19 protein-coding genes and 1 pseudogene are annotated in these 20,039 nt (G+C 73.1%); 12 read left to right on the top strand and 8 right to left on the bottom strand.

The window, feature by feature from the left end:
* Positions 1 to 263: 263 nt before the first annotated feature.
* Entirely contained in the window at positions 264 to 1,670 is a 1,407-nt protein-coding gene (locus AB0J08_RS06850; protein ID WP_360628021.1) for an aminotransferase class V-fold PLP-dependent enzyme, read from the top strand.
* 18 nt (positions 1,671 to 1,688) lie between these two features.
* Here AB0J08_RS06850 and AB0J08_RS06845 read toward each other — a convergent pair whose 3' ends face one another.
* On the bottom strand, positions 1,689 to 2,666 hold the full coding sequence (locus AB0J08_RS06845; RefSeq protein ID WP_360628018.1) for a carbohydrate kinase family protein: 978 nt from the start codon (positions 2,664 to 2,666) through the stop codon (positions 1,689 to 1,691).
* A gap of 271 nt (positions 2,667 to 2,937) precedes the next feature.
* Here AB0J08_RS06845 and AB0J08_RS06840 point away from each other — a divergent pair, with 271 nt between their 5' ends.
* Together AB0J08_RS06840 and AB0J08_RS06835 are read left to right on the top strand one after the other, a co-directional pair.
* The gene (locus tag AB0J08_RS06840; protein ID WP_360628015.1) at positions 2,938 to 3,135 is read left to right on the top strand and encodes a hypothetical protein; all 198 of its coding nucleotides are present in this window, start codon (positions 2,938 to 2,940) and stop codon (positions 3,133 to 3,135) included.
* A 114-nt stretch (positions 3,136 to 3,249) separates the two neighbouring features.
* Entirely contained in the window at positions 3,250 to 3,975 is a 726-nt protein-coding gene (locus AB0J08_RS06835) for a hypothetical protein (RefSeq protein WP_360628012.1), read from the top strand.
* A 60-nt stretch (positions 3,976 to 4,035) separates the two neighbouring features.
* Here AB0J08_RS06835 and erpA read toward each other — a convergent pair whose 3' ends face one another.
* The gene (erpA, locus tag AB0J08_RS06830) at positions 4,036 to 4,389 is read right to left on the bottom strand and encodes an iron-sulfur cluster insertion protein ErpA (protein WP_329487322.1); all 354 of its coding nucleotides are present in this window, start codon (positions 4,387 to 4,389) and stop codon (positions 4,036 to 4,038) included.
* 246 nt (positions 4,390 to 4,635) lie between these two features.
* Between erpA and AB0J08_RS06825 the strand changes: the two genes are divergently transcribed.
* Complete coding sequence (locus tag AB0J08_RS06825) at positions 4,636 to 5,505, top strand: GNAT family N-acetyltransferase (protein ID WP_360628009.1); 870 nt, start codon at positions 4,636 to 4,638, stop codon at positions 5,503 to 5,505.
* A 134-nt stretch (positions 5,506 to 5,639) separates the two neighbouring features.
* Here the strand turns inward: AB0J08_RS06825 and AB0J08_RS06820 are convergent, their stop codons facing one another.
* The 3 genes from AB0J08_RS06820 to AB0J08_RS06810 form a co-directional block, all read right to left on the bottom strand.
* Positions 5,640 to 7,007 (bottom strand): pyridoxal-dependent decarboxylase, encoded by a 1,368-nt coding sequence (locus AB0J08_RS06820; RefSeq protein ID WP_360628006.1) that lies wholly within the window; start codon positions 7,005 to 7,007, stop codon positions 5,640 to 5,642.
* Positions 7,008 to 7,247: 240 nt separating this feature from the next.
* The gene (locus tag AB0J08_RS06815) at positions 7,248 to 7,712 is read right to left on the bottom strand and encodes an Lrp/AsnC family transcriptional regulator (protein ID WP_360628002.1); all 465 of its coding nucleotides are present in this window, start codon (positions 7,710 to 7,712) and stop codon (positions 7,248 to 7,250) included.
* Positions 7,713 to 7,851: 139 nt separating this feature from the next.
* Complete coding sequence (locus AB0J08_RS06810; RefSeq protein ID WP_360627999.1) at positions 7,852 to 8,775, bottom strand: NADP-dependent oxidoreductase; 924 nt, start codon at positions 8,773 to 8,775, stop codon at positions 7,852 to 7,854.
* 222 nt (positions 8,776 to 8,997) lie between these two features.
* On the opposite strand from AB0J08_RS06810, the gene nadA reads away from it, so the two are divergent.
* The gene (gene nadA, locus AB0J08_RS06805; protein ID WP_360627996.1) at positions 8,998 to 10,182 is read left to right on the top strand and encodes a quinolinate synthase NadA; all 1,185 of its coding nucleotides are present in this window, start codon (positions 8,998 to 9,000) and stop codon (positions 10,180 to 10,182) included.
* Positions 10,183 to 10,256: 74 nt separating this feature from the next.
* Here nadA and AB0J08_RS06800 read toward each other — a convergent pair whose 3' ends face one another.
* Both AB0J08_RS06800 and AB0J08_RS06795 read right to left on the bottom strand, forming a co-directional pair.
* Entirely contained in the window at positions 10,257 to 10,550 is a 294-nt protein-coding gene (locus tag AB0J08_RS06800; RefSeq protein WP_360627993.1) for a hypothetical protein, read from the bottom strand.
* Positions 10,551 to 10,588: 38 nt separating this feature from the next.
* Positions 10,589 to 11,392: a PspA/IM30 family protein gene (locus tag AB0J08_RS06795; protein WP_360627990.1), complete on the bottom strand. Its 804-nt coding sequence runs from the start codon at positions 11,390 to 11,392 to the stop codon at positions 10,589 to 10,591.
* Between the two features lie 300 nt (positions 11,393 to 11,692).
* Here AB0J08_RS06795 and AB0J08_RS06790 point away from each other — a divergent pair, with 300 nt between their 5' ends.
* Both AB0J08_RS06790 and AB0J08_RS06785 read left to right on the top strand, forming a co-directional pair.
* Positions 11,693 to 12,292: a DUF3043 domain-containing protein gene (locus tag AB0J08_RS06790; protein ID WP_360627987.1), complete on the top strand. Its 600-nt coding sequence runs from the start codon at positions 11,693 to 11,695 to the stop codon at positions 12,290 to 12,292.
* Between the two features lie 200 nt (positions 12,293 to 12,492).
* The gene (locus tag AB0J08_RS06785) at positions 12,493 to 13,191 is read left to right on the top strand and encodes a methyltransferase domain-containing protein (protein WP_360628268.1); all 699 of its coding nucleotides are present in this window, start codon (positions 12,493 to 12,495) and stop codon (positions 13,189 to 13,191) included.
* A gap of 85 nt (positions 13,192 to 13,276) precedes the next feature.
* Here AB0J08_RS06785 and AB0J08_RS06780 read toward each other — a convergent pair whose 3' ends face one another.
* Positions 13,277 to 13,480, bottom strand: a complete 204-nt coding sequence (locus tag AB0J08_RS06780) for a hypothetical protein (protein WP_329487330.1) — start codon at positions 13,478 to 13,480, stop codon at positions 13,277 to 13,279.
* Positions 13,481 to 13,697: 217 nt separating this feature from the next.
* On the opposite strand from AB0J08_RS06780, the pseudogene cobU reads away from it, so the two are divergent.
* The 5 genes and pseudogenes from cobU to lpdA form a co-directional block, all read left to right on the top strand.
* Positions 13,698 to 14,252: pseudogene (cobU, locus tag AB0J08_RS06775) on the top strand (bifunctional adenosylcobinamide kinase/adenosylcobinamide-phosphate guanylyltransferase); the annotation flags it as partial.
* Between the two features lie 28 nt (positions 14,253 to 14,280).
* A complete protein-coding gene (locus tag AB0J08_RS06770; protein ID WP_360627984.1) occupies positions 14,281 to 15,396 on the top strand; it encodes a nicotinate-nucleotide--dimethylbenzimidazole phosphoribosyltransferase in 1,116 nt (371 codons plus the stop codon).
* A 112-nt stretch (positions 15,397 to 15,508) separates the two neighbouring features.
* Positions 15,509 to 16,306, top strand: a complete 798-nt coding sequence (locus tag AB0J08_RS06765; protein WP_360627981.1) for an adenosylcobinamide-GDP ribazoletransferase — start codon at positions 15,509 to 15,511, stop codon at positions 16,304 to 16,306.
* A gap of 302 nt (positions 16,307 to 16,608) precedes the next feature.
* A complete protein-coding gene (locus AB0J08_RS06760; protein ID WP_360627978.1) occupies positions 16,609 to 18,114 on the top strand; it encodes a leucyl aminopeptidase in 1,506 nt (501 codons plus the stop codon).
* A gap of 465 nt (positions 18,115 to 18,579) precedes the next feature.
* Positions 18,580 to 19,986 (top strand): dihydrolipoyl dehydrogenase, encoded by a 1,407-nt coding sequence (gene lpdA / locus AB0J08_RS06755; protein WP_360627975.1) that lies wholly within the window; start codon positions 18,580 to 18,582, stop codon positions 19,984 to 19,986.
* Positions 19,987 to 20,039 lie beyond the last annotated feature (53 nt).

The following is a 20,039-nucleotide window of genomic DNA, read 5'->3' as shown; positions in this document are numbered from 1 at the left end:
AAACCCTACTCCAGCCTTATGCGCTGCTGACGGGCAGGTCCCGGTAACGCGCCGCCCGGTCGCCCGATCAGGCCCCGCAAGGGCTGCGCCGCAGGTCATCGTAGGCATTAGAGGTCCGTACGCCCGATCGGGGGATGAGCTCGGACAACGTGGGTGACGGTCCGTCGGACGCGGACGAATCGGACATTCGGGTTGATCGACTGACGGCCGGTGAGCGGTGGTCGGAGGCCGGAACACGCCCGGGAGTGTCGTTAAATGTGACCGTGTACTTCGATGTGGCGTCCACGGCCCCGCTCCACCCCGTCGCGCGGCAGGCACTGACCGCCGCCCTGGACGAGGGGTGGGCCGATCCCGCGCGGCTCTACCGCGCCGGGCGGCAGGCCCGGATGCTGCTGGACGCCGCCCGCGAGACGGTCGCCGAGGTGCTCGGCACCCGGGCCGACGAGATCTCCTTCACCGCCGGCGGGACGCAGGCCGTCCAGTTGGGCGTGCTCGGCGCGCTGGCGGGCCGCCGGCGCCACGGCGCGCACCTGGTCCACTCCGCGGTCGAGCACTCCAGCGTGCTGCACACCGCGGAGCGGCACGAGGCGGCCGGCGGGGAGACGAGCGTGGTACCGGTCGACCGGTACGGACGGGTCGCGCCGGAGGAGTTCGCCGCGGCGCTGCGGCCGGACACCGCGCTCGCCGTGCTGCAGTCGGCCAACCACGAGGTGGGCACGGTCCAGCCGGTGGCCGAGGTGGCCGAGCTCTGCGGTGACGTCCCGCTGCTGGTGGACGCCGCGCAGAGCGCCGGGCGGGTGGACGTCCCGGGCGGCTGGTCGCTGCTGACGGCCAGTGCGCACAAGTGGGGCGGCCCGGCCGGGGTCGGTGTCCTGGCGGTGCGCAAGGGGGTCCGGTACTCCTCACCGCTGCCGGCCGACGAGCGCGAGGGCGGCCGGGTGCCGGGCTTCGTCAACGTCCCGGCGATCGTGGCCGCGGCCGCCTCGCTGCGGGCGGTGCGGGCCGAGGCCGAGCGGGAGAACGCCCGGCTGCACGCCCTGGTCGAGCGGATCCGGGCCCGGGTGCCGCAGACCGTGCCCGAGGTGGAGGTGGTCGGCGACCCGGTGCGGCGGCTGCCGCACCTCGTCACCTTCTCCTGCCTGTACGTCGACGGCGAAGTGCTGCTGACCGAGCTGGACCGGGCCGGCTTCGCCGTCTCCTCCGGTTCGTCCTGCACCTCCTCCACCCTGACGCCGAGCCACGTGCTGGCGGCGATGGGCGTGCTCACCGAGGGCAACGTCCGGGTCTCGCTGCCGTTCGGCGCGGCCGGGGCGGACGTCGAACGGTTCCTCCAGGTGCTGCCGGAAGTGGTGGCCCGGGTCCGCGCCCCGCTCGGGCTGGACCTGTCGCTGCCGGAGCCGGCACCGGCGGGCCGACCGGCCCCGGTGATCGACGCCCTGGTGATCGACGCCCTCGGCAAGCGGTGCCCGCTGCCGGTGATCGAGCTCGCCAAGCGGATCGGTGAGGTGCCGGCCGGCGGGACGGTCGCGGTGCTGGCCGACGACGAGGCGGCCCGGCTGGACATCCCGGCCTGGTGCGGGATGCGCGGCCAGGAGTACCTGGGCGAGGCCCCGGCCGCCGACTTCGGCGGCGACCGGGGCTCGGCCTACCTGGTGCGGCGCACCGCCTGAGCGGGTGCGCCGGGCGGGCTACTTGACCAGGTGTGCCCGGACGTCGGCCGCGGCCTCGGCGCCGTAGGCGGCCTCGAAGCGCTGCAGGAAGGCGAGCGGGCGCAGCTCGTACTCCTGGGTGCCGACGGTCTCGATCACCAGGGTCGCGAGCATGCAGCCGAGCTGGGCCGAGCGCTCCAGCTCCAGCTCCCAGGAGAGGCCCGCCAGGAAACCGGCCCGGAAGGCGTCGCCGACGCCGGTCGGGTCGACCTTGGCCTCCTCGGGCGCGCAGCCGACCACCACCGGGGACTCGCCCTTGCGGTCGATCCGGACGCCCTTGCTGCCGAGGGTGGTGATCCGGGTGCCCACCCGGGTCAGGATCTCCTCGGCGTCCCAGCCGGTCTTGGTCTCGATCAGCGCGGCCTCGTACTCGTTGGTGAACAGGTACGCGGCGCCGTCGACGATCTCGCGGATGTCCTCGCCGTCCAGGCGGGCCAGCTGCTGGGACGGGTCGGCGGCGAAGGCGTAGCCGCGGGTCCGGCACTCCTGGGTGTGGCGGACCATGCCCTGCGGGTCGTCGGCGCCGATCAGCACGAGGTCCAGGCCGCCGACGCGGTCGGCGATCGGCTTGAGCTCGATGTTGCGGGCCTCGGCCATGGCGCCGGTGTAGAACGAGGCGATCTGGTTGTGGTCCTCGTCCGTGGTGCACATGAAACGGGCGGTGTGGCGGGTCTCGGAGATGTGGACCGACTGGCAGTCCACGTTGTTGCGCTCCAGCCAGCTGCGGTACTCGCCGAAGTCCGCGCCTGCGGCGCCGACCAGGATCGGGCTCAGGCCGAGGACACCCATACCGAACGCGATGTTCGGCGCGACACCACCGCGACGGATGTCGAGGGTGTCGACCAGGAAGGACAGCGACACGGTGTGCAGCTGCTCGGCGACGAGCTGGTCGGAGAACCGACCGGGGAACGTCATCAGGTGGTCGGTCGCGATCGAACCGGCGACGGCGATACGCACGGGAAGTCTCCTCAGGAGGGCGGCATGGCCACAAAGAAAGCAAGGGGCGGAACCCACCCACGGTACCGGGCGGGGGCCGGGCGACAGCAAGACCGCCTGTATTGGCACCGGCCACCGTCGAACGTGTACTACCCCCGGGTAGCTCTGGTGGGGGCCGGAGGGGCGGCCTAGGGTCGCTGGCAGGGGCCGGAACGGCCCTGACCGAGCCGTGGCAGTGCGGCCGCGGCACCGTGGATCGGAGCGATGCCCGATGATGCCAAGTCACCACCCGTTGCGTGTTCCGCCCGCCCTGCGGGGCGACGCCGACGGCGAGACCCTGGACGCGCTGGTGGACTCCTCCCGGCAGCTGCGCCGCTTCTGGCCGCTGCTGGCGACCGGCCCCGAGCCCAGCGCACCCGCCCGGATCGGCATCAGCGTGCCGTCCGGGGCGCAGCGGCTGGTCGCGGGAATGGCCGAATACGGTATGTGATCCCACCCGGGGGCGGCCCGCGGGAGAGCGGGAACCGGATTCGTCCGAGGCACGTCACATCCGCGCGGTGCGGCCGTCGGGGCGGCGCCGCTGAACCCTCGGGAGGATGTTCAGATGGATCTGGAGACGATGCCCCGGCGTACCGGTGGAGCACGGGCCGGCCGGCCGCGCGGACGGCGGGCGGCGGCGCTGGCGGGTCTGCTGCTGGCGGCGGCCGCGCTGGCCGGATGTGGTGACGGCGACGGCAAGTCGGCCGCGGATTCGGCGTCCGGCTCGGCGCAGCCGACGACGAGTGCGACGGCCTCCCCCGGTGCCTCGACTTCCGCGACCTCCTCGGCCGCGCCGACGGACCCCGCCACGGCCTCGCCACCGGTGTCGACCCCGCCGGCCGATCCGGCGGCGAGCAGCCCCGATCCCCGGCCGACCGGCCCAGCGCCGGGCACGGGCCCGGCGCAGACACCCACACCGGCGCCCACTCCCCCGGGCATCGCGGTCGGCGAGCCGGCGCCGAACGGGCAGCCGGTCCACCCCGCGATCACCTACCGGGTGGACGCCTCCAAGCTGACGGTCTGGTTCTACGGCGGGATCTGCGAGAAGTACGCGCTGAAGGTGGACGAGTCCAAGCCCGGGCGGGTGGACGTCCGGGTCGCGGTGGCGGCACCGATGCCGGCCGGGCAGGCCTGCGCCGAGCTGGCCAAGCGGCAGACGGTGACGGCCGAGCTGAAGCAGCCGCTGATGGGCCGGGCGGTGACGGACCTCGCGACCGGCCAGCCGGTGCCGCTGGAGAGCGACCCGCACGTCGGACCGGACCCGGCCGGCCCGGAGATCAGCGGGCAGTAGGGCCGCGGAAACGGCGAAGGCGGCCCCGGAGGATCCGGGGCCGCCTTCGCCGTCTGCCGACTAGCTGAACGAGTCGCCGCAGGCGCAGGAGCCCGTGGCGTTCGGGTTGTCGATCGTGAAGCCCTGCTTCTCGATGGTGTCCACGAAGTCGACGGTGGCGCCGCCGAGGTACGGGGCGCTCATCCGGTCGGTGACGACCTTGACACCGTTGAAGTCCTTGAGCACGTCACCGTCGAGCGAGCGCTCGTCGAAGAACAGCTGGTAACGCAGGCCGGAGCAACCACCGGGCTGGACGGCAACGCGCAGCGCAAGGTCGTCGCGGCCCTCCTGCTCCAGCAGGCCCTTGACCTTGGCCGCGGCGGCATCGGTAAGGAGGATGCCACTCTCGACGGTGGTCTCGTCCTGGACGGTCATCTGCTTTCTCCCGGTCTTGACGACGGTCTGCCGCCAGTGCCAACCAACGGCCGTCCGGATTCATTTCCCGGACGGCGGTGTGTTTTCGGCGGCTTTCGGCGGCGGAATGTTTTCGTGGGCCGGGTGTACCACCCGCTCCCCTACGCTCCCCATGCTCGCACAACCCGCGCGGGTCGGACACCGCCTCGACCGCCGATCCGGCCGAACCGGCCCCGGGCGGACACCGCGGCGGCCAGGATGGTGGCCATGATCCTGCGCCTGGTCCAGGACACCGCCGCCGACGCGGAGGCCGTCCAGCACATCGCCCGCGCCTCGTTCGCCTCGCTCGCCGACTCCCCCGGCACGGCCGAGCAGGACCGGTCGCCGGTCCGCCGGCTGGCCCGGATCAGACACCTCGTCCGCACCGACCAGCAGGGCTGCTGGCTGGCGGAGAGCGACGGCGAGCCGGTCGGCGCGGTGCTGTCGCTGCGCCGCGAGGGCCTCTGGATCCTGGCGCTGCTCGTGGTGCGGCCCGAGGCTCAGGGCCAGGGGCTCGGACGGCTCCTGCTGGAGCGGGCCGCCGCGTACGGGCGCGGCTGCCTGCGCGGGATGCTCTGCGCCTCGCCGTCCCCGGCGGCCGCCCGCCGGTACCGGCTGGCCGGGTTCACCCTGCACCCGGCCATGACGCTGACCGGGCAGGTGGACCGAGCCGGGCTGCTCGACCCCGGGGACATCCCGGTGCACCCCGGCAACGCCACCCACCGGCACCTGCTGGACTCGGTGGACCGGCGGCTGCGCGGGGCCGCGCACGGGCCGGACCACGAGCTGATGCTGGCCCACTGCGAGGAACTGCTGATCGCCGACGCGCTGGCCGGCAGCGGCTACTGCTACCGGGACGGCGGCGAGGTGAAGCTGCTGGCCGCGACCTCGAAGCGGATCGCCGCCCGGCTGCTGCGCGAGGCGCTGGCCCGGGTGCCGGACGGCGTGGAGGCCCGGGTGGAGTACCTGACCGCCGAGCAGGAGTGGGCGCTGGACGTCGGCCTGGAGGTGGGTCTGACCCCGGGGACCCGGGGCTACCTGGGACTGCGCGGGATGCGCCCGCCGGCGCCCTACCTGCCCAACGGCGCCCTGCTGTAGACGTCGAACCCCCGCCGGGCACACCCGGCGGGGGTTCGACGGGAACGCTCAGGACGGCCGCACCTACCCGCAGCGCCGTCCCCGGGCCCGTCCCACCGGCCCCGGCCCCGCCGGCCCCCGGCGGCGAAGGGGCCTCAGATCATCGTCTCCAGGATCTCCCGGACCATCTCCATGGTCGTGCCCGGGTGCAGGAAGGCGAAGCGGGCGACCGTCTCGCCGTCCCAGCCGGTCGGGGTGACGAACCCGATCTGGTCCGCGAGCAGCTGCTGCGACCAGCGGTAGTAGTCGTCGTTGGTCCAGCCGGTGCGCTTGAAGCAGACCGCGGAGAGCTGCGGGTCGAACAGCAGCTCCAGGTGCTCGGTGTCGCGGATCAGCTGGGCGGTGTCGCGGGCCAGGGTGAGGCCGGTCTCGATGGCGTCGGTGTAGGCCTGGGTGCCGTGCACGGCCAGCGAGAACCAGAGCGGCAGGCCGCGGGCGCGCCGGGTCAGGTGGTAGGCGTAGTCGGTGGGGTTCCACTCGTCGCCCTCGGTGTGCAGCACGTCCAGGTAGGACGCGTCCTGGGTGTGCACGGCGCGGGCGAGCTGCGGGTTGCGGTAGATCAGGGCGGCGCAGTCGAAGGGGGCGAACAGCCACTTGTGCGGGTCCACCACGAAGGAGTCGGCGTGCTCGATGCCGTTGTAGCGGGCCCGGACGGAGGGGGCGAACAGGCCCGCGCCGCCGTAGGCGCCGTCCACGTGGAACCAGAGGTCGCGCTCGCGGGCCACCTCGGAGAGGCCCTGGAGGTCGTCGATGATGCCCTCGTTGGTGGTGCCGGCCGTGCCGACGACGGCGATCACCGTCTCGGGGTTCGGGTCGGCGGCCAGGGCGGCGCGCAGCGCCTCACCGGTGAAGCGGCGGTCGACGGTGGGGACCTTGAAGGCCTCGACGCCGATGATGTTGAAGGTGTTCTTGACCGAGGAGTGCACCTGGTCGGCGACGGCGATCCGCAGCCGGGCCTCCGGCCCGACGCCGAGTCGGCGGCGGGCGGTGTCGCGGGCGACCACCAGGGCGGAGAGGTTGCCGGCCGAACCGCCGGAGACGAAGGTGCCGCCGGCCGACTCGGGCATTGCGGCCCGGTCCGCGATCAGGCGCAGCACCTGGTTCTCGGCGGCGATGGCGCCGGCCGCCTCCAGCCAGGAGATGCCCTGGAGGGAGGCGCACGAGACGACCATGTCGAAGAGCAGCGCGGCCTTGGTCGGCGCGCACGGGATGAACGAGAGGTAGCGCGGGCTGTCGGCGGAGATCACCGCACGGGAGAGCTCGTGGTCGTAGAGCTTCAGCACGTCGGCCGGGTCGTTGCCGTCCGGGTTGAGCAGGCCGGCCAGCTGGGTGCGCAGGTGCTCGCCGTCGCCGGGGTGGTCGAGCGGGACGGGGTCGTACTGCAGCCGCTCCCGCATGTAGTCGAATACCAGGTCGACCAGCTCGTTGTCGGGCCGGTGCATGCGGTCGGGGGCTGCGGACACGGGGGTCCCTCTCGGCTGTGGGGTGTCGGGGGGAGGGCCGGCGGCGCGGGACGTCTCACCGCTCCGCCGGTTGTGATCAGCCTAGGCAGCGCAGGGCCTTCGCCGCGCGTCCGAACGCGGCTGGTCAGGCAGGATTCGAGCGTCTTCGCCGGGGCGTGCGCAGGATTCCTGCGCCCGCCCCGGGGCGGGCCCGGGCCGGGGCCGAGCGGCCCCTCGCGGGACCGGACTGGACCGTTCGGATCAGCCGATGAGCTGGGACAGCACCACGGAGGAGCGGCTGCGCTGGACACCGGGCTCCCGCCGGATGCGCTCGATCACGGCCTCCAGGTGCCGCATGTCGGCGGCCCGCAGATGGACCAGGGCGTCGGGGTCGCCGGTGACCGTCCAGGCGGCGACCACCTCGGGGAACTGGCGCAGGCTCGCCAGGATCTCCTCGGGGGCGGTCCGCTCGCGGCAGTAGACCTCGACGAAGGCCTCGGTCTGCCAGCCGAGCACCGAGGGGTCGAGGACGACGGTGAAGCCGCGGACCACCCCGCGCGCCCGCAGCCGGTCGATCCGGCGACGGACGGCGGTGGCGGAGAGGTTCACCTGCAGGCCGATCTCGGCGTACGAGGCCCGGCCGTCGCTTCCCAGCCGGGCGAGCAGGAGACGATCGGTCTCGTCGAGGTCGGCCCCGACCGTCTCGTGTGCTCGACTGCTGGTCATCGGTGCGGGGCTCCACAGGTCGTACGGGGTCGGCGGGGGCGACAGCCGCCGAAACGGTTCTGCACCATTCTGGCGGATGACAGGACCGAGTCCACCGCTGACAGATGACGGATCGGGGTCCTTTCCCGGTCCGGCGGTCTCAACCGACCAGGAGGACGATCTTCCCCCGGGTCCGGCCCTCGGCGCTGAGTGCCTGGGCGGAGCCGGCCTGCGCGAGCGGGAAGGTGGAGGCGACGGTGACGGTGAGCCGGCCGTCGTCGGCGAGCGCGGCCAGCTCGCCCAGCCCGGCGGCATCGGGGCGGACCCAGACGTAGTGGCCACCGAGCGCCTTCACCCGGTAGTCGGTGACGGAGGCGATCCGGGACGGGTCCGCGACCAGGGTGGCCGAGACGTCGACGGCCCCGCCGCCGACCAGGTCGAGGGCCGCGTCCACACCGCCGGGCGCCAGCGCCCGGACCCGCTCGGCCAGGCCCTCGCCGTGGGCGACCGGCTCGGCGCCGAGGCCGCGCAGGTAGTCGTGGTTGCGCACGCCCGCGGTACCGATCACCCGGGCACCGAACGCCCTGGCGATCTGCACGGCCAGGTGGCCGACCCCGCCCGCGGCGGCGTGCACCAGCACGGTGTCGCCCGCCCGCACCCGCAGCGCCCGCAGGCTCTGCAGGGCGGTGAGCCCGGCCAGCGGGAGGCCGCCGCTCTGCGCCCAGTCCAGGGCCGCGGGCCTGCGGGCCAGCGTACGGACGGGTGCGGCGACCAACTCGGCGTAGGTGCCGTGCTCGACGGAGTCCTTGCGCACGTAGCCGTAGACCTCGTCGCCGGGCGCGAACTCGGTCACCCCGCCACCGACCGCCCGGACCACCCCGGCCGCGTCCCAGCCCATCACCAGGGGGAAGTGGGCGTCCAGCAGACCGGCCAGGCCGCCGTCCCGGATCCTCCAGTCCACCGGGTTCACCCCGGCCGCCCTGACCTCCACCAGTACCGAGTCCGGCCCGACCTTGGGGTCCGGCAGGTCGAGGTACTCGACCACCTCGGGGCCGCCGTAGCGGCGGATCGCGATTGCCTTCATGGACCCAGCCAAACCCGGCCCGGTCCGGATTTCGATTCGGCCACGCCGGACCTCGCCGTATCGTGCTTCCGGCGCCACCGAACGGGTCCAAAGCGGCGAGCGGTTCTCGTCACATCGACAGGATGGCCATCGTCAGTCTGACGCTAAGCGGTTATCATAGATAACGTCAGATAGACGAGAAGGCTGCACCGACTGATCGGCCGCACAGAAGGGCACCCGCCCGTGACCACCACCATCACCGAGACCTACGGCGTCGACCCCACTCCGACGCCGCTCGCTCTGCTGCTGCTCGGCCGTGAGGCCGACCCGAACAGCGAGCGCGGCGTCGAGTGCCCCGGCGACCTTCCCGCCGCCTCCGACCCGGACCTGGTCGCCCGCGCCCGGGCCGCCAAGGAGGCGCTCGGAGAGCGCGTCTTCATCCTCGGCCACCACTACCAGCGCGACGAGGTGATCGAGTTCGCCGACGTCACCGGCGACTCCTTCAAGCTCGCGCGTGACGCGGCCGCCCGTCCGGAGGCCGAGTACATCGTCTTCTGCGGCGTGCACTTCATGGCCGAGTCCGCGGACATCCTCACCGGTGACGCCCAGCAGGTCGTCCTGCCGGACCTCGCGGCCGGCTGTTCGATGGCCGACATGGCCACCGCCGAGCAGGTCGCCGAGTGCTGGGACGTCCTGACCGACGCCGGCATAGCCGACGTCACCGTCCCGGTCTCGTACATGAACTCCTCCGCCGACATCAAGGCCTTCACCGGCAAGCACGGCGGCACCATCTGCACCTCGTCCAACGCCCAGCGGGCCCTGGAGTGGGCCTTCGAGCAGGGGCAGAAGGTGCTCTTCCTGCCCGACCAGCACCTGGGGCGCAACACCGCGGTGCGCGAGATGGGCTTCTCGCTGGACGACTGCGTGCTCTACAACCCGCACAAGCCGGGCGGCGGCCTGACCGCCGAGCAGCTGCGGAACGCCAAGATGATCCTCTGGCGGGGCCACTGCTCGGTGCACGGCCGGTTCTCGCTGGACTCGGTCAACGACGTCCGCGAGCGCATCCCGGGCGTCACCGTGCTGGTGCACCCCGAGTGCAAGCACGAGGTCGTCGCGGCCGCCGACATGGTGGGCTCGACCGAGTACATCATCAAGGCGCTGGACGCCGCCGAGCCCGGCTCCAAGTGGGCCATCGGCACCGAGCTCAACCTCGTCCGCCGCCTCGCCAAGGCGCACCCGGACAAGGAGGTCGTCTTCCTGGACCGGGCGGTCTGCTTCTGCTCCACGATGAACCGGATCGACCTGCCGCACCTGGTCTGGGCGCTGGAGTCGCTGGTCGAGGGCCGGGTGCCGAACGTGATCCGGGTCGACCCGGAGACCGAGAAGTACGCCAAGGCGGCGCTGGACCGGATGCTCGCCCTGCCGTAGCCCGCGCCGCACGACGAAGGGCGGGCTCCTCCGTACCGGAGGGGCCCGCCCTTTCGTCTGGCGCGAGACGGCTGCTACTCGGGGAAGCCGGGGATCAGGCCGTCACCCTCGGCCCGCAGCAGCTGCCGAACCTGGTCGATCGTCGAGTCGGCATCGGGGAGGATCAGGTCGGAGGGCTCCAGCGAGGTGTCCGGCAACGGGGTGCCGAGCTCCTTGACGGCGCCCAGCAGCTCCCCGAGCGCTCGACGGAAATGCTCTTCGTCCCCCGACTCCAGTGCGGCGAGAAGCTCGTCGTCGAGCTCGTTCAGCCGGTTCAGATGGGCGTCGCCCACCTCGAACTGGCCCTCGCCCATGACCCTCATGATCATGCCTCGCGTCTCCCTGGTTCAGTGGGGTGAAGCTCAGGTCACTTGTTGTAGTTGATCCGCGGGTTGTCCGGCCGGGCGTCCTGCGGCTGCGCCGCGCCCGGCTCGATGGCCTGCGGACCGGAAGCCGGCGAGCCACCCGTCAGCTCGGCCTTCATCCGGGCCAGCTCCAGCTCGACGTCCGAGCCACCGGCGACCCGCTCCAGCTCCGCCTCGATGTCGTCCTTGCGGCCGAGCCCGCTGGCGTCGTCGAGCGCGCCGGAGGCCAGCAGCTCGTCGATCGCACCCGCGCGGGCCTGCATCTGGGCGGTCTTGTCCTCGGCCCGCTGGATCGCCAGGCCGACGTCGCCCATCTCCTCGGAGATGCCGGAGAAGGACTCGGCGATCCGGGTCTGCGCCTGGGCCGCGGTGTAGGTGGCCTTGATCGTCTCCTTCTTGGTGCGGAAGGCGTCGACCTTGGCCTGCAGCCGCTGGGAGGCGAGCGTGAGCTTCTCCTCCTCCGCCTGGAGCTGCTGGTACTGCACCTCCAGATCGGTGATCTGGGACTGCATGTTCGCCTTGCGGGTGAGGGCCTCGCGCGCGAGGTCCTCCCGACCGAGCGAGAGCGCCTTGCGGCCCTGGTCCTCGTACTTGGCGGACTGCTGCTGCAGCTGGGTCAGCTGGAGCTCCAGACGCTTGCGCGAGGTGGCCACGTCCGCGACGCCGCGACGTACCTTCTGCAGCAGTTCGAGCTGCTTCTGGTACGAGTAGTCGAGCGTCTCACGGGGATCCTCCGCCCGGTCCAAGGCCTTGTTCGCCTTGGAGCGGAAGATCAACCCCATACGCTTCATGATTCCGTCGCTCATGGGCCTCGGGTGCCCCCTTCTCCGGCCTGCGGTATCTATCTCGTTACCAGACACGACGAGTGTATGTGCAGCGAGCCCGTCGCCGCAGTGCACCTGCCTGCAACAAGACTGCTACAGCGACCCGGCGGCGGCCTCATCCCCGGGGTGGATCCGCCCCTCATCCCAGCCACCGTCCGCCGGTGTGATCCCCTACGGGAAGACGCCCGCAAACCCGGCTCCGGGCCCGGACCGGCACGATCGATATGCGTTTGGGTCCAAGGGCACCCGTGGAAGCGGTCGCGCACCCCGTACGCTGGGGGTGTGTTCCGACGCCGTTCAGATGATGCCGCTGCCTCCGCCGCTGTGCTGGAGAAGCAGGACGAGACGACCCAGGCCCGCGACCCGCAGGCGAAGAAGGGCCGGCCCACGCCCAAGCGCAGTGCGGCCGAGGCCAACCGGCGTACCCGGGTGACCGTGCCCAAGGACCGCAAGGAGGCCTCCCGCCAGGCGCGCGAGCGGATGCGCAGCGAGCGCGAGAAGCAGCGCACCGCGCTGCTGGAGGGTGACGAGCGGCACCTGCCGGCCCGTGACAAGGGCCCGGTGCGCAAGTTCACCCGCGAGTACGTGGACGCCCGCTGGTCGCTCGCCGAGTTCTTCCTGCCCGCCGCCGTGGTGATCCTGGTCCTCAGCATCGTCAAGGTGCCGGCCCTCCAGCTGCTCTCCACCCTGCTCTTCCTGGCCTTCTTCGTGCTGGTGGTGCTGGACTTCGTCCGCCTCGGCTTCGGTCTGCGCAAGCAGCTCGGCGAGCGGTTCGCGGACCAGAACACCCGCGGTGCGGTGGCCTACGGCCTGATGCGCATCCTGCAGATGCGCCGGCTGCGCCTGCCCAAGCCGCAGGTGCGGCGCGGAGAGAAGCCCTGACCGCCGAACCGGTGGACTCCGGCTGGGCCCCTCCCGCATGGGAGGGGCCCGGCCTGTACGCGCTTCCGGGCCAGGGCGACGGCGGCCACGACCGGATCGCCCAGGAGCGCCGGCTGCCCTCGCGCAGCGGCTCCTTCGCCGGCGGCACCGGCCCGTGGCTGGAACGCCTCGGCGGCCTGCGCAACCTCGTCCGGCAGGAGCTGGTCGCCCGGCAGCTGGCCGAGCAGTTGGCCGGCCGCGCCGAACAGCGCGTCCTGGACATCGGCTGCGGCCAGGGCACCCAGGCGCTGCGGCTGGCCCGGGCCGGCCACTACGTCACCGGGATCGACTCCGATCCGGTCGCGCTCGGCGTCGCCCAGGGGGCGCTGGCCGAGGAGCCGCCCGAGGTGCGCGGCCGGATGCAGCTGCTCAGCGGCGACGGCCACCAGTGCGGCCGCTGGTTCGGGCCGCGCAGCTTCGACGTGGTGCTCTGCCACGGCGTCCTGATGTACCTGCCGGACCCGGATCCGATGATCGCCTCGCTGGCCCGACTGCTGGCCCCCGGCGGGCTGCTCTCGCTGCTGGTCCGCAACCGCGACGCGCTGGCCCTGCGGCCCGCCGCCGCCGGGGACTGGCGGGCCGCCCTGCACGCGTTCGAGAGCGACCGCTACTACAACCGGCTCGGGCTGGCCGCCCGGGCCGACCGGCTCGCCGACCTCGCCGTCACCCTCTCCGAGGTGTCCGTGCCGCTGCGGCACTGGTACGGCGTGCGGGTCTTCACCGACAACGCGCCCGACGACGCGGCGCCGCCGGTGGACGGCCGGCAGCTGGCCCAGCTGCTGGAGGCCGAGGAGCGGGCCGGTCGCACCGACCCGTACCGGCAGGTCGCCGCGCTGCTGCACGTGTTCGGGGCCAAGTAGCCGCTGTTTCGCGCGCTCGCCTCCGGGGCGGTCTGTCCCGGTGCCGACGCGTCGCGCGGGCTTTCAGGTCGGCGGAGCAGCCGGCTCAGGCCTCGTGCAGGCTCATCGAGTAGATCTCCCGGCCGTCGTCGAGCAGGACCGCGGTGTCCACGCCGTCCTCGGCCAGCTGCTTCCAGCTCTCCCCGATCCAGGTCTCGGCGTCCCCCTGGCCGGCGAACTCCTCCTCCTGGCCGCCGCTCGGGGCCACCACGGTGCCGTCCGCCTTCTCGTACCGCCACGTCCAGACCATGTCCGGTTTCCTCCCACTGACGACCTGTGCGCTGCCTGTGCACTGCCTGTGCGCTGCGCACCTTAGTGCCTCCGGCACCGGGATGTCGGAGGCTCTTAGCCTTCCCGGCCCGATCTTCGATATGCCTGGCCGGGGCCGCGTTGTCGGCCGGTCCGGGCCCGACCGGGGCTGCGCGGCGCCCACTTGGCAGGATGGACGCATGGCAGCCCACCCCGCACCCCCCCGCACCCTGGTCCTCGGCGGCGCCCGGTCCGGCAAGTCCACCAGGGCCGAGCAGCTGCTCGCCCGGTACCAGGACGTGTTGTACGTGGCCACCGGCGGCACCCGGGACGGCGACACCGAGTGGGCGCAGCGGGTCGCGCTGCACCGCGACCGGCGGCCGGCGAGCTGGCGCACCACCGAGACCTGCGACCTGGAGGCGGTGCTGGCGGACGCCGCCGACCCGGCGCCGGTACTGATCGACTGCCTGGCACTCTGGCTGACCGCGGTGATGGACGAGTGCGACGCCTGGGACGACGCGGTCTGGGCGGACGGGGGTGAGGCGGCGGTCCAGCGGCGCTGCGAGGGGCTGGCCCGGGCCTGGGCGGCGACCCGGCGACCGGTGATCGCGGTCAGCAACGAGGTGGGCATGGGTGTCGTCCCGGCGACCGCCTCGGGCCGCCGCTTCCGCGACACCCTGGGCCGGCTGAACATGACGGTGGCCGACGCCTCGGAGCGTGTGCTGCTCGTCGTGGCGGGGCAGGTTCTGACGGTCAAGCCCGCCGCAGGCTGACCATCTACGGCGTGTAGCCTTCCGACCGATGGACACGACCGTGGATCTCGATACGTTCTCCTCGCTCGTCGAGCGCCCCGACGAGAGCGCCCGGCGGGCCGCCGAGGAGCGCTGGCAGGCGCTGGACCGGCCGCGCGGCGGGCTCGGCCGGCTGGAGGAGCTGGGCAGTTGGCTGTCGTCCGTACAGGGGCGCTCCCCGGTGCGGCCGCTGTCGGCGCCCAAGGTGCTGCTGTTCGCCGCCGACCACGGGGTGGCGGCCCTCGGGGTGTCCCGGCTGCCCGCGCAGGGCGGCACGGCCGCCCGGGTGCGGGCGGTGCTGGACGGCACCGCGCCGGTGGCCCTGCTCGCCCGGCGCTTCGGCGCCGAGGTGCGGGTGGTGGACGTCGCGGTCGACGCGGACCCGTCCGACTTCCCGGACGAGGTGGTCGCGCACCGGGTGCGGCGCGGCTCCGGCCGGATCGACGTCGAGGACGCGCTGAGCGCCGAGGAGACGGCCAAGGCCTTCCGGGCCGGGATGGCCGTCGCCGACGAGGAGGCCGACGCCGGTACCGACCTGGTGGTCCTGGGCGACCTCGGGGTCGGCGCGACCACGGTGGCGGCGGTCCTGGTCGGCGCGCTCTGCGGGACGGACGCGGCCGCGGTGACCGGGCGCGGCTCGGGCATCGACGACCGGGTGTGGATGGTCAAGTGCGCGACCGTCCGGGACTCGCTGCGGCGGGCCCGGCCGGTGCTCGGCGACCAGCTGGCGCTGCTCGGCGCCACCGGCGGCGCCGACTTCGCGGCGATCACCGGCTTCCTGCTGCAGGCCGCCGTGCGCAAGCTCCCGGTGGTGCTGGACGGCGTGGTCTCCGCGGCCTGCGCGCTGGTCGCCCAGCGGATCGCGTTCCGGGCGCCGGAGTGGTGGCGGGCCGGACAATCCACCGGCGAGCCGGCCCAGGCCAAGGCCTACGACCGGCTCACCCTGACGCCGCTGCAGGAGCAGGAGATCACCATGGGCGAGGGCATCGGCGCGCTGATGGCGCTGCCGCTGCTCCAGGCCGCGGCGGACGCCCTGGCCGAGCACGCGCCCGCCCCGAGGACTCCGGCGACGCCCAAGGAGCAGCCGAAGCTGCCCTCGGCGGCGGAGCTGCTCGGCCGGGTCTGACCGCCGGCTCCCCGACTCCCGCCGCCCCGAAGGCCGGGCGGGACCGGGCCGCCCGGAGCGCGGCGCGGCACGGGGCCGCGCCCCGACGTACGGACATGAGGAGCGGCGGGCCATGCGGGACGGGTCACCGGAGGCACCGGCCGGCTGGGGTGAAGGGCTGCGGTTCGCGTTCGGCACGCTCTCCGTGCTGCGGGTGCGGGTCGAGCGGTGGGACCGCCCGACGGCCGGCCGGGCGATGACGGCGGCGCCGGTGGTCGGCCTGACGCTCGGCGCCCTGGCAGCCGGCGCGGGAGCGGCGGTGGCCTGGCGCGCGGGCGGCCTGCTCGGCTCGGTGACCGCCGTCGGCGTCCTGGCCGCGCTGACCCGGGGCCTGCACCTGGACGGTCTGGCCGATGTCGCCGACGGTCTGGGCAGTGGCAAGCCGGCGCAGGACGCGCTGCGCATCATGAAGCAGTCCGACATCGGGCCGTTCGGCGTACTCACCCTGGTGCTGGTGCTACTGGCCCAGATCGCCGCACTGGCCGGGCAGTTCGACGCGTCCCCGGCGCGCGGCGCGCTCGCGGTGCTCGCCTCGGCGACGGCGGCCCGGTGCGCACTCGCCTGGGGCTGCGCGCGCCCGGTGCCGGCCGCCCGTCCGGGCGGGCTCGGCGCGATGGTGGCGGGTACCGTGCCGCTGGGCGCGGCGGCGGCCTCGACGGCCTGCTCGGCGCTGTTGCTGACCGCTCTCGGCCTGTTTGACGGATGGTCAGTTCTGCGGCTGCCACTGGCCGTTGCGGTCGGCCTCGGCTGCTCCTGGCTGCTGCTGCGGCGCTGCGTACGCCGGTTCGACGGCATCACCGGCGACGTCCTCGGCGCGATGGCCGAGACCGCCGCGACCGGCGCGGTGTTCGCCCTCGCACTGCTGGGCTGAGGCGCACCTACGGGCCCCGGACCGGACGGCGGGGCACCGGGCGGCGCGTGATCCCAGCATGCGGACTACCATGCGGGGAGCACCGCAGCCCTGCACCGTTGCAGGTCCAGCCCGGCCGACGCGCGTCAAGGAGCCGGGGTTTCTGGTGTGTGCGGCCGCCGGGATCGGTGGGCGCACGCGCCAGGGGCCCCGGACCGGACCCGCGCCGGCGGGACGGCCCGCAGTGGCGGCCCCGGGCTGCGCCGGTGCGGCAGCCGTGCCGTCACCGGTGCCGTGGACCGCGATAGAACAGGACGCATTACGTGACTGCATTGTCTGTGAGCACCTCCTCCGCCGCCTCGCTGCGCACGGACGCGCTGGTGATCGGTGTGGCGAAGGGCCCGAAGGGCATCGTGCTGGCGCCGGGCGCCGAGGCCGTGAGCGAGGCGTTCGAGGGCAAGCTGGCCGAGGTCCTCACCACCCTGGGCGCGACCGGCGCCGAGGGCGAGGCCGTCAAGGTCCCCTCCCCCGCCGGCCTGAAGGCCGCGCTCGTGCTCGCGGTCGGCCTCGGCGAGGCCGCCGACGGCGGCTACGGCCTGGAGACGCTGCGCCGCGCCGCCGGTGTCGCCGCCCGCACCCTGGCCGGCAGCAAGAAGGCCGGGCTGGCCCTGCCGGTCGAGTCCGCCGACGAGGTCGAGGCGGTCGCGCTGGGCGGCCTGCTCGGCGCGTACTCCTTCGGCACCTACAAGGGCAACGGCAGCGCCAAGGAGCCGGTCGGCGAGCTGGTGCTGCTGACCGCCCGCAAGGGCAGCAAGGACGCCAAGGCCGCCGTCGAGCGCGCCCTGGTCGTCGGCGAGGAGATGAACCGCGCCCGCGATCTCGTCAACACCGCGCCGAACGACCTGAACCCGAAGATCTTCGCCGCGATCGCCCAGGCGGCCGGCAAGGAGCACGGCCTCAAGGTCGAGGTGCTGGACGAGAAGGCGCTGCTCAAGGGCGGCTTCGGCGGCCTGCTCGGCGTCGGCAACGGCTCGGCCAACCCGCCGCGGCTGGTGAAGGTGGCGTACACCCACCCGAAGGCCAAGGCGAGCCTGGCGTTCGTCGGCAAGGGCATCACCTACGACTCGGGCGGCATCTCGCTGAAGCCGGCCGGCCACAACGAGACCATGAAGTGCGACATGGCCGGCGCCGCCGCGGTGTTCGCCGCCGTCGTCTCCGCCAAGCGCCTGGGCCTGGCCGTCAACGTCACCGCCTGGCTGGCGCTGGCCGAGAACATGCCGTCGGGCACCGCCACCCGCCCGGGTGACGTGCTGAAGATGTACGGCGGCAAGACCGTCGAGGTGCTGAACACCGACGCCGAGGGCCGCCTGGTGCTCGCCGACGCCATCGTGCGGGCCGGCGAGGAGAACCCGGACGTGATCGTCGACGTGGCGACGCTGACCGGCGCGATGATGCTGGCGCTGGGCAACCGCACCTTCGGCGTGATGGCCAACAACGACGAGCTGCGCGAGACCCTGCACACCGTCGCGGGCGAGGCCGGCGAGCAGTCCTGGCCGATGCCGCTGCCGGCCGAGCTGCGCAAGGGCATGACCGAGTCGACCATCGCCGACCTGGCCAACATGGGCGAGCGGATGGGCGGCGGCCTGGTGGCCGGCCTGTTCCTCAAGGAGTTCGTGGCCGAGGGCATCGACTGGGCCCACCTGGACATCGCCGGTCCGGCCTTCCACGAGGGCGCGCCGTTCGGCTACACCCCCAAGGGCGGCACCGCGAGCGCGGTGCGCACCCTGGTCCGCTTCGCCGAGCGGACCGCGGCGGGCGACAAGGCCTGATCCGGGTCCCGGGTGGACGGGGTCCGGCGCGAACGCGCCGGACCCCGTCCGCCTTCCCGGGCCCGCTCGGCGTTCGCGACCCGTTCGGCGTTCGCGAACGCTCGGTGTGCGCGAACGCTCGGTGTGCGCGATCCCGCCCGCGGCGCTGTTACCTGCGGGTAGAAAGCGGGACCCGGCCCGCACCTCTGTTCGCTGCGGGCGAAACTTTGTTCCACAGTGCGGAACCGGGCATGGTCCGGCCTGCCCGAAACGGCGCCCCCGCCGCTGTCAACCCCGCGTTGAGCTGCGATGATGCCCTTCCGTCGAGGGCATTCCCGCCCCCGTGACCACCCTTCGGGACACCCCTGGGGCGGACCCGGACATCAGCTGCCGCGAACAAGTGCGAAGATGTATTTCCGGCACGACTGGGCGCCCCACAAAGGCTTCCGACCCACCGGACCGCGACCGGCCCGGCGACCCACCCCATTGCATGGAGGACGTGACGTGGCGAACGACGCCAGCACCGTTTTCGACGTAGTCATTCTCGGAGGCGGAAGCGGCGGTTACGCCGCGGCGCTCCGCGCCGCTCAGCTGGGTCTGAGCGTCGCCCTGGTCGAGAAGGGTGAGCTGGGCGGCACCTGCCTGCACCGCGGCTGCATCCCGACCAAGGCACTGCTGCACGCCGCCGAGATCGCGGACGAGACGAAGGAGGCCGCCGAGTTCGGTGTGCTGGCCACCTTCCAGGGCATCGACATCAACGGCGTCCACAAGTACAAGGACGACGTCATCGCCGGCCTGTACAAGGGCCTGCAGGGCCTGGTCGCCTCCCGCAAGGTGACCTTCATCCAGGGCGAGGGCAAGCTCTCCTCGCCGACCTCGGTGGACGTCAACGGCCAGCGCGTCGAGGGCCGCCACATCGTCCTCGCCACCGGCTCCGTGCCGAAGTCGCTGCCGGGCCTGACCATCGACGGCGACCGCGTGATCTCCTCCGACCACGCGCTCAAGCTCGACCGCATCCCGAAGTCCGCCGTGATCCTCGGCGGCGGCGTGATCGGCGTCGAGTTCGCCTCGGTCTGGAAGTCCTTCGGCGTCGAGGTCACCATCGTCGAGGCACTGCCGCACCTGGTCCCGCTGGAGGACGAGAACTCCTCCAAGCTGCTGGAGCGCGCGTTCCGCAAGCGCGGCATCAAGTTCGAGCTGAAGGCCCGCTTCTCCGGCGTCGAGTACACCGAGACCGGTGTGCGCGTCTCCACCGAGAACGGCAAGCAGATCGACGCCGACCTGCTGCTCGTCGCCATCGGCCGCGGCCCGGTCTCGGCCGGTCTCGGCTACGAGGAGAACGGCGTCGCGATGGACCGCGGCTACGTGCTCGTCGACGAGTACATGCGCACCAACGTGCCCACCATCTCCGCCGTCGGCGACCTCGCCCCGACCCTGCAGCTGGCCCACGTCGGCTTCGCCGAGGGCATCCTGGTCGCCGAGCGCCTGGCCGGTCTCAAGGCCGTGCCGATCGACTACGACGGCGTCCCGCGCGTGACCTACTCCAACCCCGAGGTGGCCTCCGTCGGCATCTCCGAGGCCAAGGCCGTCGAGCTGTACGGCAAGGAGAAGGTCGTCACCCTCAAGTACAACCTGGCCGGCAACGGCAAGAGCAAGATCCTGAAGACCGCCGGCGAGATCAAGCTCGTCCAGGTCAAGGACGGCGCCGTGGTCGGCGTCCACATGGTCGGCGCCCGGATGGGCGAGCAGGTCGGCGAGGCGCAGCTGATCTACAACTGGGAGGCTCTGCCTGCCGAGGTCGCGCAGCTCATCCACGCCCACCCGACCCAGTCCGAGGCCCTGGGCGAGGCGCACCTGGCGCTGGCCGGCAAGCCGCTGCACGCGCACGACTGATCGCGCCCCACACCCCCCATTCCAGTACGCAAGACTTGATAGGAGTCGCTGAA

It is taken from the genome of Kitasatospora sp. NPDC050463, assembly GCF_040655255.1.
GTDB lineage: Bacteria > Actinomycetota > Actinomycetes > Streptomycetales > Streptomycetaceae > Kitasatospora.
This window is presented reverse-complemented; position numbering and strand designations above follow the sequence as displayed.

Bases quoted from the DNA above. Each gene is read 5' to 3' on its own strand.
- erpA (WP_329487322.1), bottom strand. From the start codon at position 4,389: ATGACCGTCCAGGACGAGACCACCGTCGAGAGTGGCATCCTCCTTACC.
- AB0J08_RS06800 (WP_360627993.1), bottom strand. From the start codon at position 10,550: ATGATCATGAGGGTCATGGGCGAGGGCCAGTTCGAGGTGGGCGACGCC.
- AB0J08_RS06815 (WP_360628002.1), bottom strand. From the start codon at position 7,712: ATGACCAGCAGTCGAGCACACGAGACGGTCGGGGCCGACCTCGACGAG.
- AB0J08_RS06835 (WP_360628012.1), top strand. From the start codon at position 3,250: ATGGATCTGGAGACGATGCCCCGGCGTACCGGTGGAGCACGGGCCGGC.
- AB0J08_RS06765 (WP_360627981.1), top strand. From the start codon at position 15,509: ATGCGGGACGGGTCACCGGAGGCACCGGCCGGCTGGGGTGAAGGGCTG.
- AB0J08_RS06770 (WP_360627984.1), top strand. From the start codon at position 14,281: ATGGACACGACCGTGGATCTCGATACGTTCTCCTCGCTCGTCGAGCGC.
- AB0J08_RS06825 (WP_360628009.1), top strand. From the start codon at position 4,636: ATGATCCTGCGCCTGGTCCAGGACACCGCCGCCGACGCGGAGGCCGTC.
- AB0J08_RS06780 (WP_329487330.1), bottom strand. From the start codon at position 13,480: ATGGTCTGGACGTGGCGGTACGAGAAGGCGGACGGCACCGTGGTGGCC.
- AB0J08_RS06795 (WP_360627990.1), bottom strand. From the start codon at position 11,392: ATGAGCGACGGAATCATGAAGCGTATGGGGTTGATCTTCCGCTCCAAG.
- AB0J08_RS06810 (WP_360627999.1), bottom strand. From the start codon at position 8,775: ATGAAGGCAATCGCGATCCGCCGCTACGGCGGCCCCGAGGTGGTCGAG.